Below are 12,157 nucleotides of genomic sequence, written 5' to 3'. Positions count from 1 at the left end.
GCAACGGGTCGCTACCTCTGGCGGTCCGCATCGCCACAGCACCGGAGAGTCCGGCCATCATGTCACCGCCCCTTTGCCGTTCCGGCCGCCGTCCGGCAGCCGCCAGCCTGTTCACCGGCACGCTGACCGCCTTGTGCCTGCTGTCCTCCGCACAGGCGCAGACCGCTCCCGGGCAACCGGCCCCGGCCCCGCGCTCCTTCCCGCTCCTGCAGACGGAGACCAATTCCAACGGCACGCCGATCGTCTATCCGAAAGGGGCGCCACAGATCACCGCGCGCATCACCGAAATCCCGCCCGGCGCGCGGACCGGCGTGCACACGCACCAGATCCCGCTGTTCGTCTATATCCTGGGCGGCAGGTTGACGATCCGAGGCGAAGCGGGCGAAAGCATCGTCTACAAGGAAGGCGACGCCTATATGGAGCGCACCGACTGGCACGAGGGCATCAACGAAGGCAGCGAGCCGGTGCGCCTGCTGGCCGTCTACCCCGGCGAGGTCGGCACACCGCTGTCGGTCAAGCGGGGGAACTGAACCCGCCAAAGAAAAGGGCCGCCGTTCCATCCGGGCGGCGGCCCCATCGAGCCGGTCCGGAAGGCCCGTTACCCGCGCACCGGCGGCTTGGACTCGATGCGGTGCGGCTGGTCGGCGTCGGCGCCCAGATCTTCTGATTTTGAAAGATCGTTGAATCCCCGGAACGATCCGGGGGATTTTCTGTTTGCTGTGGACGCGCCGGATTGGGGGCTTGCCCGCCGATCCATTTCCAAAAGGAAGCTCCCATGGCAGACGAACAGAAACCCAGAAAAGTCGGTGTGTATGACGGTTCCGGAATCGGCGGTTTCGGAATGAACTGGATGTGGATCATCCTCGGGCTGATCGTGGTGGCGATCGTCCTCTATCTCCTGTTCCGTTGACCGGCGGCCCGCGCCGCCATGACCGTCTCCGACGATGCCTCCCCCGGCGGGGACGGCGTAGCCATTCCCCTGCACGATGAGTCGGTGACCATCGGGAAACAGCGGGTCGAACGCAGCCGCGTCCGGGTGACAACCCGCGTGTCCGAACGCGAAACGCTGGTCCGGGAACGGCTGGACCATGAAGAGGCGACGGTGACCCGTGTGCCCATCGACCGGGAAATCGACGTCCATCCCGATATTCGCCAGGAGGGCGACGTCACGGTGATCCCGCTGGTCGAGGAGGTGCTGGTGGTTGAACGCCGCCTGATGCTCCGCGAAGAGCTGCATATCCGCAAGACCCACCGGACCGTCGAGGTCGAACAGCCTGTCATCCTGCGCTCCGAACAGGCCGCAGTGGAACGCGTCGCCACGGCTGCGCCTTCCGCCGCTCCCGGTTCTCCCCCGAATTCCACGCCTGTTTCCACGCCCGAGGAGTAAAGCCGATGACCAAGACCATCGTCGCCCTCTACGATCACCGCTCCGATGCCGAAACCGCGATGCGCGACCTGCATGCCGCAGGCTTCGAATCCAGCGCGATCGACGTCCTGTCCCATGCCGAGATGACCGCCAGCGGTCCGGGCGCCGGCAGTCCGGGTGCGATCGACATCGCCGCCACCGAAACCACGACCCCATCCATCGGCATGGTCGAGGGCATGGCCCGTCCCGGCCTTGCCTCCGGCTATGTCGCCGGCGGAATCGGCAGCGGATTGGGCGGCTCCCCCACCGGCACCACCACGGGCACGGGCACCGGCGCCAGCGCCGGCGGCATCCTGACCCGCCTGACCGGCTGGGGCGTCCCGGACCAGGACGCACAGCTCTATGCCGAGGGCGTGCGCCGCGGCGGCTCGCTGCTGAGGGTCCGGCTGGATGAAGAGGATGTCGACCGCGCCATGGACGTGCTGGAGCGCGGCAACATCGTGGATGTCGAGGAACGCGGCGCCGCGTACCGCGAGTCCGGCTGGGCCGGCTTCGACGAGAGCGCCGGCTATTACGACGAGCTCAAGGCGAATGAGGAGCGCATGCGCTACTCCCCGGGCCGCAAGCCCGCCGGCGAGGGCCTGACCGGTGCCGCCGCGGCGATGCGCGACGTCAACACGGAAGGCCTGCGCACCGGCTCCGCCGAACGGGAAGAGCAAATCCCGCTGATGGAGGAGCAGGTCGACATCGGCAAGCGCAGCGTCGAGCGCGGCAGCGTCCGCGTCCGCAGCTATGTCGTCGAGACCCCGGTCGAGGAGCAGGTCCGCCTGCGCGACGAGACCGTCACCGTCGAACGCCGACCCGGCGGTCTGGCCGAAAGCGGCACGACGGTCCCGGCCGACGCCTTCCGTGAACGCACCATCGAGGTGACGGAGACGGATGAGGAGGCGGTGGTCAACAAGACCGCCCATGTCCGCGAAACGGTCGTGGTGCGCAAGGACGTCGAGGAGCGCGCCGAGACCGTCCACGACACCGTGCGCCGCACCGAGGTGGAGATCGACGACACGCGGGGCAAGGCCACGGACCGCCGCAGCGACCTCGACCGCTAACGCCCGGCCATCGTCCGCTACAAAGAAAAACGGAGGCGACCCTGCGGTCGCCTCCGTTCCCTTTTGCGAACCGGCTCAGGCGGTCAGCCGCGCACGAGCGGCTTGTACTTGATGCGGTGCGGCTGGTCGGCGTCGGCGCCCAGGCGGCGCTTCTTGTCGGCTTCATAGTCCTGGAAGTTGCCTTCGAACCATTCGACGTGGCTTTCGCCCTCGAAGGCCAGGATGTGGGTGGCGATGCGGTCGAGGAACCAGCGATCGTGGCTGATGACCACGGCGCAGCCGGCAAAGCTCTGCAACGCGTCTTCCAGAGCCCGCAGCGTGTCGACGTCCAGGTCGTTGGTCGGTTCGTCGAGCAGCAGGACGTTCGCGCCGGACTTCAGCATCTTGGCGAGATGGACGCGGTTGCGCTCACCGCCCGACAGCTGGCCGACCTTCTTCTGCTGGTCGGGACCGCGGAAGTTGAAGCTGGAGACATAGGCGCGGCTCGGCATGGTCTTCTTGCCGAGCTCCACCAGGTCCAGCCCGTCGGAGATCTCCTCCCACACCGTCTTCTTGGCGTCCAGGCTGTCGCGGCTCTGGTCGACATAGCCGAGCTTCACCGTGTCGCCGACGCGGAAGGTGCCGGCATCCGGCCCGTCCTGCCCGGTGATCATGCGGAACAGCGTGGTCTTGCCGGCACCGTTCGGGCCGATGACGCCGACGATGCCGCCCGGCGGCAGGCGGAAGGACAGCCCGTCGATCAGCAGGCGGTCGCCGAAGCCCTTGGCGATGCTCTCAGCCTCGATGACGACGTTGCCGAGGCGCGGCGGCACCGGAATGACGATCCGGGTCTCGCCGGACTGTTCCTTGCCGCTTTCGGCCAGCAACGTCTCGTAGGCGGTGATGCGGGCCTTGCTCTTGGCCTGACGGGCGCGCGGGCTCTGGCGGATCCACTCCAGCTCGGTGGCCAGCTGCTTCTGGCGCGATTCCTCCTGGCGGCCTTCCTGCTCCAGGCGCTTCTGCTTCTGCTCCAGCCAGGACGAGTAGTTGCCTTCCCACGGAATCCCCGACCCGCGGTCGAGTTCGAGGATCCAGCCGGTGACGCTGTCGAGGAAATAGCGGTCGTGGGTGACCAGGACGACGGTGCCCTTGTAGTCCTCCAGGTGCTTCTGCAGCCAGGCGACCGATTCGGCGTCGAGATGGTTGGTCGGCTCGTCGAGCAGCAGCAGGTCGGGCTTTTCCAGCAGCAGCTTGCACAGCGCGATGCGGCGCTTCTCACCGCCCGACAGCTTGGTCACGTCGGCGTCGCCCGGCGGGCAGCGCAGTGCGTCCATGGCGATCTCGACCGTGCGGTCGATGTCCCAGGCGTCGGCGGCGTCGATCTTCTCCTGCAACTCGCCCTGTTCGGTCAGCAGCGCGTCGAAGTCGGCGTCCGGATCGGCCATCATGTTCGACACTTCGTTGAAGCGGTCGAGCAGCGCCTTGGTTTCCTTCAGCGCCTCCATGACGTTCTCATGGACGTTCTTGGTCGGGTCGAGCTGCGGTTCCTGCGGCAGGTAGCCGACGCGCGCGCCGTCCGCCGACCAGGCCTCGCCCGAGAAGTCCTTGTCCAGCCCGGCCATGATCTTCATCAGGGTCGACTTGCCGGAGCCGTTGACGCCGAGCACGCCGATCTTCACACCCGGCAGGAACGAGAGCCAGACGTTGTCGAGAACCTTCTTGCCGCCAGGATAGACCTTGGTCAGGCCCTTCATGACATAGACATACTGGTAGGACGCCATGCGCCGCTCCGACCTTCCGAAAAGATGTGAGAATTGGCGCCGCCCCACCCTTGCGGTTCTACGGCACCCTGTCGCTTGGAACCGGTTTTAGCGCATAAGGGCCCTGCATGAAACCTTGTTGAGCCACAGGACAGCCGGAGGAAAAGGATTGGCCAGCCCCAAAGTCGAGATTTACGTCGATGCCGACGCCTGTCCGGTCAAGGCGGAGATCTACAAGGTCGCCGGCCGCACCGGCTGCAAGGTCTGGCTGGTCGCCAACGCACCGCTGCGCCTGCCAACGGAATGCATGGCCGAGCTGGTGGTGGTCGGCGCCGGTTTCGACGCCGCCGACGACTGGATCGCCGAGCGGGCCGGCCCCACCGACATCGTGGTGACCGCCGACATCCAGCTGGCCGACCGCTGCGTCAAGCGCGACGCCGTGGTGATCGGCCCGACCGGGCGCCCCTTCACCGCCGACAGCGTCGGCTCGGCACTGGCGACGCGGGCGCTGATGCAGGACCTGCGCGACATGGGCGTGGTCGGCGGCGGCAACGCGCCGATGAGCCAGCGCGACAAGTCGCAGTTCCTGCAGACACTGGACCACGCGGTGCAGGCGCTGAAGGCGGGGCGGCGGCCGAAGTTCCGGTGAGGGGTGGGGTGCCGTTGCCCCCTCCCCATCCCTCCCCCACCTGCGGTGGGAGAGGGGGTAGGACGCTTGCCAGCGTGAACCGGACGCATAGCGGGGAAGTTCCCTCTCCCACCGCAGGTGGGGGAGGGTCAGGGAGGGGGCCGAGGCCCCTTACACCCGCACCACCTTGCCCGGATTCAGCAGGTTGCCCGGATCGAACGCCCGCTTGAGGTCGCCCATCACGTTGTAGGCCTCGCCGGCCTCCTGCTCCAGGAAGGCCATCTTGCCATAGCCGATGCCATGCTCGCCGGTGCAGGTGCCGCCCATCGCCAGGGCGCGGCCGACCATCTTGCCGGCAAGCCGCTGGGCCTCCGCCAGCTCGGCCGGATTGTCGGGGTCGAGCACATAGACGAGGTGGAAATTGCCGTCGCCGACATGGCCGACCATCGGGGCCAGCATGTCGGAGTCCGCCAGATCCTGCTTGGTCTCCAAGATGCAGTCGGCAAGCCGCGAGATCGGCACGCAGACGTCGGTCGGCCAGCCCTTCGATCCCGGACGCAGGGCCAGCGCGGCGTAATAAGCGTCGTGCCGGGCCTGCCACAGCTTCGAGCGGTCCTCCGGCCGGGTAGCCCAGGCGAATTCCATCCCGCCATGCTCCTCGGCGATGGCCGCGACCATCTCCGCCTGCTCCTTCACCCCGGCCTCGGTGCCGTGGAACTCGAAGAACAGGGTGGGCGCGACTGCATAGTCGAGCTTGGAGTATTTGTTGACGGCGTCGATCTGGACCTCGTCCAGCAGCTCGATGCGGGCGACCGGAACGCCGACCTGGATGGTCTGGATCACGGTGTCGACCGCGCCCTTGATCGACTGGAAGGCGCAGACCGCCGACGAGATCGCCTCCGGGATGCCGTAGAGCTTCAGCGTCACCTCGGTGATGATGCCGAGCGTGCCTTCGGAGCCGACGAACAGCCGGGTCAGGTCGTAGCCGGCGGCCGACTTGCGCGCCCGCCCGCCGGTCTTGATCACGCGGCCGTCGGCCAGCACCACGGTCAGCCCGAGGACATTCTCGCGCATGGTGCCGTAGCGCACCGCATTGGTGCCGCTGGCCCTGGTCGCCGTCATGCCGCCGAGCGAGGCGTTGGCGCCGGGGTCGATGGGGAAGAACAGGCCGGTGTCGCGCAGATGCTCGTTCAGCTGCTTGCGGGTGACGCCGGCCTGGACGGTGACGTCCAGATCCTCCGGGCTGACGCGCAGGATCTGTTGCATGCCCGACAGGTCGATGGTGATGCCGCCGGCCAGCGCCGCGATGCCGCCCTCCAACGAGGTGCCGGTGCCGAAGGGGATGATCGGCAGCTTGTGCGTCGCGCAGATCTTCACGATCGCGCTGACCTCGTCGGTCGAGTTGGCGAAGGCGACGCCGTCCGGCGGGAAGGGCGTGTGATAGGACTCGTCCTTGCCGTGATGCTCGCGCACCGGCAGGGAGGTGGTGAACCGGTCGCCCAGCAGAGCCGTCAGCTCGGCCCGGGCCTCCTCGGTCAGGGCCGCGCGCGGCTGGGTGGTGGCGATGACGGTCATGGGTGTTGTCCTCCCCGCTCCAAGATTCATTGGGATGGTTCATTGGTATGACCAAACGAAGCTAAAGCGGCGGACGAGCGCTTGGCAAGATGACGGCTGCGCAGGGGTGGAATGCCGGGGCGCCGCATGTGCATCGCCGCAGTCCATGTCCCGCCGCAGCCCGCCACACCTGTTGCACCGACGGCGCCACAGTCCGTGCAACAGCTGTTGCAGCGCCCCACCCCGCCACACAATGCGCGACCATTGAAAACAAAGAAGATCCGCTGAACGGACGGTCTGGCACGGCGGTTGCTCTATCCCCCTCGAACCGCGCGTCGATCAACGGCGCGCTGCAACGAGGGGGAGGCGCAATCTTGGCTCCGGTCGTCGGCATCGTCGCCAATCCGGTTTCCGCCCGCGACATCCGCCGGGTCGTCGCCAACGCCACCAGCCTGCAGATCGCCGACCGGGCGAACATCCTGCTGCGGGTGCTGGCGGCGCTGCATGCCTGCGGGGTGCGGGACGTGCTGATGATGCCGGAGAATGGCGGCATCCGCGCCCATGTCGAACGCGGCATGATGCGGGCGAAGTCGCGCGGCGAGGATCTCTACCCAGCCCTTCACCCCATTTCCATGCCGGTCACCGGTACCGTCGCCGACACCCACCGCGCCACCGCCGAGATGAGGCGGGCCGGGGTGGCGGCGCTGGTGGTGCTGGGCGGCGACGGCACCCACCGGGCGGTGGCGGCCGAATGCGGAACGGTGCCCATCGCCGGCATCTCCACCGGCACCAACAACGCCTTCCCCGAGCATCGCGAGCCGACCATCACCGGGCTGGCCACCGGGCTGGCGGTCACGGGCCGGATCCCGCCGCACATCGCCTTCGCCGGCAACAAGCGCATCGACGTGTCCCTCAACCGCGGGGCGAACGGCGGCACCGTCACCGAACTGGCGCTGGTCGACGTGGCATTGGTGACCGAACGCTACATCGGCGCCCGCGCCCTGTGGCGGACCGAGAATTTCCGCGAGCTCTACGTCACCTTCGCCGACCCCGAGGCGATCGGCATGTCGGCCATCGCCGGCCTGCTGGAACCGGTCGGCAGGGAGGAGAGCGGCGGCCTGATGGTGCGGCTCTCGCCCGATGCCTGCGCCGATACGGACCGCCACCATGGCACCACCACGCTCCATGCCCCCATCGCGCCGGGGATGATGGCGACGGTCGGCGTGACCGACTGGCGCCGCATGCCGGCCGGCGTGCCCTTCGTGCCTGAGGTCGCCGCCGGCTCCATCGCGCTGGATGGCGAGCGCGAACTGTCCTTCAGCGAACGCGACCGGCTGTCGCTGACGCTGCGGGACAACGCCTTCCGCACGGTCGATGTCGCTGCGGTCATGCGGCACGCCGGCCGCAACCGGCTGCTGACCGGCACGCCCGTGCCCGCCGACGCCGCTTTCTAACCATCAAACACACATCAGGGAGAAAACACCTCATGGCCCAGAATCCCTTCCCCCTCGGCAAGGACGATCTGCTGACCGCCTACCGCACCATGCGGACGATCCGCGAGTTCGAGGAGAGGCTGCATGTCGATTTCGCCAAGGGCGACATTCCCGGTTTCGTCCACCTCTATGCCGGCGAGGAGGCCTGCGCCACCGGTATCATGATGCACCTGAACGACAATGACCGCATCGCCTCCACCCACCGCGGCCACGGTCACTGCATCGCCAAGGGCGTCAACGTCCACGCCATGATGGCGGAGATCTACGGCCGCTCCACCGGCGCCTGCCGGGGCAAGGGCGGGTCGATGCACATCGCCGACCTGTCCAAGGGCATGATGGGCGCCAACGGCATCCTGGGGGCCGGCGCGCCGCTGATCTGCGGGGCGGCGCTGGCGGCCAAGGTGCGCGGCGACCGCGGCGTCGGCATCACCTTCGTCGGCGACGGCGCGTCGAACCAGGGCACCTTCCTGGAGAGCCTGAACCTCGCCGCGGTGTGGAACCTGCCGGTGGTCTTCGTGGTGGAGAACAACGGCTATGCCGAATCCACCGCGATGGAATGGGCGGTGTCCTGCGACAGCTATGTGGACCGCGCCACCGGCTTCGGCATGCCGGGCGTCACGGTGGACGGCACCGACTTCTTCGCGGTGTACGAGGCGGCGGGCGAGATCATCCGCCGCGCCCGCGACGGCGGCGGCCCGGCCCTGCTGGAATGCAACATGGTCCGCTTCTACGGCCATTTCGAAGGCGACGCCCAGACCTACCGCGCCAAGGGCGAGTTGGAGGCCATCCGCGCGTCGCGCGACTGCCTGACCATCCTGTCGGAACGGCTGATCGAGGCCGGGGTGGTCGCGCGCGCCGAGTTGCAGGCCATCGACGGCGAGGTGAACGCGCTGATCGAGGACGCGGTGCGCGCCGCCAAGGCCGCGCCGCTGCCCACGGCGGACGACCTGCTGACCGACGTCTACGTCGCCTACTGAGCCAATTCAAGAAACGCCAAACGCGCGGAGGAAACACATGTCCCGCAAGATCAGCATGAAACAGGCGATCAACGAGGCCCTGGACCTGGAGATGCGCCGCGACCCGACCGTCATCCTCATGGGCGAGGACATCGTCGGCGGCACCGGCGCCCATGGCGAGGACGACGCCTGGGGCGGCGTGCTGGGCGTCACCAAGGGTCTGTATGCCAAGCATGGCGACCGGCTGATGGACACGCCCCTTTCGGAATCCGCCTATATCGGCGCGGCGGTCGGTGCCGCCGCCTGCGGCCTGCGGCCGGTGGCGGAGCTGATGTTCATGGACTTCATGGGCGTCTGCTTCGACCAGATCTTCAACCAGGCCGCCAAGTTCCGCTACATGTTCGGCGGCAAGGCCGAGACGCCGGTGGTGATCCGCGGCATGGTCGGGGCGGGATTCCGCGCCGCCGCCCAGCATTCGCAGATGCTCACCCCCCTGTTCACCCACATTCCCGGCCTGAAGGTGGTCTGCCCCAGCAACGCCTACGACGCCAAGGGGCTGCTGATCCAGTCGATCCGCGACAACGACCCCGTCATCTTCTGCGAGCACAAGAACCTCTACGGCCTGGAATGCGAAGTTCCGGCCGAAAGCTACGCCATTCCCTTCGGCGAGGCGAACGTGCTGCGCGACGGCGACGACGTGACCATCGTCAGCTACGGCCTGACCGTCCACCGGGCGATGGAGGCGGCGGCGACCCTGGCCAAGGACGGCACCGAGACCGAGGTGATCGACCTGCGCACCCTGTCGCCCATCGACTGGGACACCATCGTCGAGAGCGTCGAGCGCACCGGCCGGCTGGTGGTGGTGGACGAGGCGCATCCGCGCTGCAACCTCGCCACCGACATCGCCGCCTTCGTCGGCCAGAACGCCTTCGGTGCGCTGAAGGCCGGGGTGCAGATGGTGACGGCGCCGCACACCCCGGTGCCCTTCGCGCCCTCGCTGGAGGACCTCTACGTCCCCAGCGCGGACAGCATCGCCGCCGCCGTGCGGCGCACGCTGTCGCCCAAGGGGGCGTCACGGAGCATCGCGGCGTGAGGTAGGCGCCGGCCTGATTGCCCCCTCCCCGACCCTCCCCCGCTTCGCGGGAGAGGGAGATAAGCGGCAGAGCGGCGGAGTTCCCTCTCCCGCGAAGCGGGGGAGGGTTAGGGAGGGGGCACCCTTTGCAAAGCAATAAATTCCCCAGGAGCCTGAACCACATGCTCAACGAGCGCATCAAGCCCATCGTCATGCCGAAATGGGGCCTGTCCATGTCGGAAGGCAAGGTCACCGGCTGGCTGAAGCGGCCGGGATCCACCGTCTCCCTCGGCGATGAGCTGCTGGAGGTCGAGACCGACAAGATCACCAACGTGGTCGAGGCGGGCGAGGCCGGCATCCTGCGCCGCGTGCTGGGCGAGCCCGGCACCGTCTATCCGGTCAAGGCGTTGATCGCGGTGCTGGCCGACGCGGACGTGCCCGACGACGAGATCGACGCCTTCATCGGTGCCTATGCCGTCCCGGCCGGCGACGCCGAGGATGGCGAGGCCGAGGCCGGCCCGCAATACCACACCGCCGAAACCGCCGCCGGCACCCTTCGCTATGCCAAGCGCGGTGACGGCGGGCCGGCGGTGCTGCTGGTCCACGGCTTCGGCGGCGACCTCGACAACTGGCTGTTCACCATCGACGCGCTGGCGGAGACCGCCACCGTCTACGCGCTCGACCTGCCGGGCCACGGCCAGTCGACCAAGCAGGTCGCCGACCCGAGCCTGTCCGGCCTGTCGAAGACGGTGCTGGGCTTCCTCGACAGCGTCGGCGTCGAGCGCGCCCATTTCGTCGGCCATTCGATGGGGGGCGCGGTGTCGATGCGCACCGCGCTCGACGCGCCGGGCCGGGTGGCGTCGCTGTCGCTGATCGCCTCGGCCGGGCTGGGCGAGGAGATCGACCACGGCTACATCCAGGGCTTCGTCGGTGCGACATCGCGCCGCGACCTGAAACCGGTCCTGGAGACGCTGTTCGCCGACCGCGGCCTTGTCAGCCGCAAGCTGGTTGACGACCTCTTGAAGTACAAGCGGCTGGACGGCGTGGACGAGGCGCTGCGGGCGCTCTCCGCGTCGCTGTTCGCCGAGGGGAAGCAGGCCGGAATCCTGGCCGGCCCCATCGCCAACGCCAAGCCGCCTACACTGGTCGTGTGGGGCGAGGAGGACCGCGTCATCCCCGCCGCCCACGCCCAGACGCTGGCTGGCACGGCACAGGTCGCCGTGCTCCCCGGCGCCGGCCACATGGTGCAGATGGAGGCCGCCGGCAAGGTGAACGCGCTGCTGAAGGAGCATATCGGCAAGGCTGGCTGAGACCGGAATCGAAGAATGGGGGGCCGGCCTCCCCCCTGCCCGTTACAGTCTGTCCGTCAGAATCCGCCCGTCCCGTTTCCCCGATCCTCTCGCAACCGGCGCGCGGCCAACTCCCCCGCGCGCCGGAAGGAGACCGTTCATGCCCGACCTCAAGGACAAGAGCATCATCGTCACCGGCGCCGGCCGCGGCATCGGCGCCACCATCGCCAAGGCGCTGGCCGCCGACGGCGCCCGCCTGACCATCGCCGACCGCACCGAGGCCGACGCCCAACAGGTGGCCGAGGACATCCGTGCCGCCGGCGGCACCGCCATCGCCGTCACCGTCGATGTCCGCGACCGCGCCGTCGTCCGCCGCATGATCGACGAGGCGGTGACGGCCCATGGCCGGCTCGACGTCCTCTTCAACAATGCCGGCATCGCCCAGACCAAGCCGTTCCTCGACATCACCGAGGACGACTGGCACACGGTCAACGACGTCAACGCGCTCGGCGTGCTGATCGGCATGCAGGAGGCGATCAAGACCTTCCGCAAACAGGGTGGCGGCGGCAAGATCGTCAACACCGCCTCCATCGCCGGCAAGCAGGGCTACGAGCCGCTCGCCCATTACTCGGCCAGCAAGTTCGCCGTCGTCGCCTTGACCCAGGCCGCCGCCCGCGGCTTCGGCAAGGAGGGCATCACCGCCAACGCCATCTGCCCCGGCGTGGTCGCGACCGAGATGTGGAAGATCATCGACCAGGGCTTCCGCGACACCGGCATCACCAAGACCGAGAACGAGGCCTTCGACATGTTCGCCGCCGGCGCCGTGCTGGGCCGGCCGTCGCGCCCGGAGGATTTGGTCGGCGTCGCCCGCTTCCTGGCCTCGTCCGACAGCGACTTCATGACCGGCCAGTCGCTGCTGGTCGACGGCGGGATGGTCTTCGCCTGAAGCCG

At 68.3% G+C, this 12,157-nt stretch carries 12 protein-coding genes; 10 read left to right on the top strand and 2 right to left on the bottom strand.

The window, feature by feature from the left end:
- The first annotated feature begins 59 nt into the window (after window positions 1-59).
- From ABMY26_RS17770 to ABMY26_RS17755, 4 genes are all read left to right on the top strand, one after another.
- Window positions 60-530, top strand: a complete 471-nt coding sequence (locus ABMY26_RS17770) for a cupin domain-containing protein (RefSeq protein WP_372398515.1) — start codon at window positions 60-62, stop codon at window positions 528-530.
- Window positions 531-775: 245 nt separating this feature from the next.
- Window positions 776-910: a hypothetical protein gene (locus ABMY26_RS17765; RefSeq protein ID WP_281178646.1), complete on the top strand. Its 135-nt coding sequence runs from the start codon at window positions 776-778 to the stop codon at window positions 908-910.
- An 18-nt stretch (window positions 911-928) separates the two neighbouring features.
- On the top strand, window positions 929-1,387 hold the full coding sequence (locus ABMY26_RS17760; RefSeq protein WP_372398514.1) for a YsnF/AvaK domain-containing protein: 459 nt from the start codon (window positions 929-931) through the stop codon (window positions 1,385-1,387).
- 5 nt (window positions 1,388-1,392) lie between these two features.
- Window positions 1,393-2,475 (top strand): YsnF/AvaK domain-containing protein, encoded by a 1,083-nt coding sequence (locus ABMY26_RS17755; protein ID WP_372398513.1) that lies wholly within the window; start codon window positions 1,393-1,395, stop codon window positions 2,473-2,475.
- An 83-nt stretch (window positions 2,476-2,558) separates the two neighbouring features.
- Here ABMY26_RS17755 and ettA read toward each other — a convergent pair whose 3' ends face one another.
- Window positions 2,559-4,235: an energy-dependent translational throttle protein EttA gene (gene ettA / locus ABMY26_RS17750; RefSeq protein WP_372398512.1), complete on the bottom strand. Its 1,677-nt coding sequence runs from the start codon at window positions 4,233-4,235 to the stop codon at window positions 2,559-2,561.
- Window positions 4,236-4,383: 148 nt separating this feature from the next.
- Between ettA and ABMY26_RS17745 the strand changes: the two genes are divergently transcribed.
- On the top strand, window positions 4,384-4,863 hold the full coding sequence (locus ABMY26_RS17745) for a YaiI/YqxD family protein (protein ID WP_045581993.1): 480 nt from the start codon (window positions 4,384-4,386) through the stop codon (window positions 4,861-4,863).
- A 150-nt stretch (window positions 4,864-5,013) separates the two neighbouring features.
- On the opposite strand, the gene ABMY26_RS17740 is transcribed toward ABMY26_RS17745, so the two are convergent.
- Complete coding sequence (locus ABMY26_RS17740) at window positions 5,014-6,417, bottom strand: FAD-binding oxidoreductase (protein WP_372398511.1); 1,404 nt, start codon at window positions 6,415-6,417, stop codon at window positions 5,014-5,016.
- 353 nt (window positions 6,418-6,770) lie between these two features.
- Here ABMY26_RS17740 and ABMY26_RS17735 point away from each other — a divergent pair, with 353 nt between their 5' ends.
- The 5 genes from ABMY26_RS17735 to ABMY26_RS17715 all read left to right on the top strand — a co-directional run bounded on the left by ABMY26_RS17735 (window position 6,771) and on the right by ABMY26_RS17715 (window position 12,152).
- Window positions 6,771-7,850, top strand: coding sequence for an ATP-NAD kinase family protein (locus ABMY26_RS17735; RefSeq protein WP_372398510.1), 1,080 nt, complete (start codon window positions 6,771-6,773; stop codon window positions 7,848-7,850).
- Window positions 7,851-7,882: 32 nt separating this feature from the next.
- Entirely contained in the window at window positions 7,883-8,866 is a 984-nt protein-coding gene (locus tag ABMY26_RS17730) for a thiamine pyrophosphate-dependent dehydrogenase E1 component subunit alpha (RefSeq protein WP_372398509.1), read from the top strand.
- 37 nt (window positions 8,867-8,903) lie between these two features.
- Complete coding sequence (locus ABMY26_RS17725) at window positions 8,904-9,938, top strand: alpha-ketoacid dehydrogenase subunit beta (protein ID WP_372398508.1); 1,035 nt, start codon at window positions 8,904-8,906, stop codon at window positions 9,936-9,938.
- A gap of 161 nt (window positions 9,939-10,099) precedes the next feature.
- The gene (locus tag ABMY26_RS17720) at window positions 10,100-11,227 is read left to right on the top strand and encodes an acetoin dehydrogenase dihydrolipoyllysine-residue acetyltransferase subunit (RefSeq protein ID WP_372398507.1); all 1,128 of its coding nucleotides are present in this window, start codon (window positions 10,100-10,102) and stop codon (window positions 11,225-11,227) included.
- A gap of 139 nt (window positions 11,228-11,366) precedes the next feature.
- Window positions 11,367-12,152, top strand: a complete 786-nt coding sequence (locus ABMY26_RS17715) for an SDR family NAD(P)-dependent oxidoreductase (protein WP_372398506.1) — start codon at window positions 11,367-11,369, stop codon at window positions 12,150-12,152.
- The last annotated feature ends 5 nt before the right edge of the window (window positions 12,153-12,157 follow it).

Origin of the sequence: Azospirillum sp. HJ39 (assembly GCF_041507355.1) — a bacterium.
Lineage (GTDB): Bacteria > Pseudomonadota > Alphaproteobacteria > Azospirillales > Azospirillaceae > Azospirillum > Azospirillum thiophilum.
This window is presented reverse-complemented; position numbering and strand designations above follow the sequence as displayed.

Excerpts from the sequence above, each read along its gene's own strand:
- ABMY26_RS17770 (WP_372398515.1), top strand. The coding sequence starts at position 60 with ATGTCACCGCCCCTTTGCCGTTCCGGCCGCCGTCCGGCAGCCGCCAGC.
- ABMY26_RS17765 (WP_281178646.1), top strand. The coding sequence starts at position 776 with ATGGCAGACGAACAGAAACCCAGAAAAGTCGGTGTGTATGACGGTTCC.
- ABMY26_RS17760 (WP_372398514.1), top strand. The coding sequence starts at position 929 with ATGACCGTCTCCGACGATGCCTCCCCCGGCGGGGACGGCGTAGCCATT.
- ABMY26_RS17755 (WP_372398513.1), top strand. The coding sequence starts at position 1,393 with ATGACCAAGACCATCGTCGCCCTCTACGATCACCGCTCCGATGCCGAA.
- ettA (WP_372398512.1), bottom strand. The coding sequence starts at position 4,235 with ATGGCGTCCTACCAGTATGTCTATGTCATGAAGGGCCTGACCAAGGTC.
- ABMY26_RS17740 (WP_372398511.1), bottom strand. The coding sequence starts at position 6,417 with ATGACCGTCATCGCCACCACCCAGCCGCGCGCGGCCCTGACCGAGGAG.
- ABMY26_RS17730 (WP_372398509.1), top strand. The coding sequence starts at position 7,883 with ATGGCCCAGAATCCCTTCCCCCTCGGCAAGGACGATCTGCTGACCGCC.
- ABMY26_RS17725 (WP_372398508.1), top strand. The coding sequence starts at position 8,904 with ATGTCCCGCAAGATCAGCATGAAACAGGCGATCAACGAGGCCCTGGAC.
- ABMY26_RS17720 (WP_372398507.1), top strand. The coding sequence starts at position 10,100 with ATGCTCAACGAGCGCATCAAGCCCATCGTCATGCCGAAATGGGGCCTG.
- ABMY26_RS17715 (WP_372398506.1), top strand. The coding sequence starts at position 11,367 with ATGCCCGACCTCAAGGACAAGAGCATCATCGTCACCGGCGCCGGCCGC.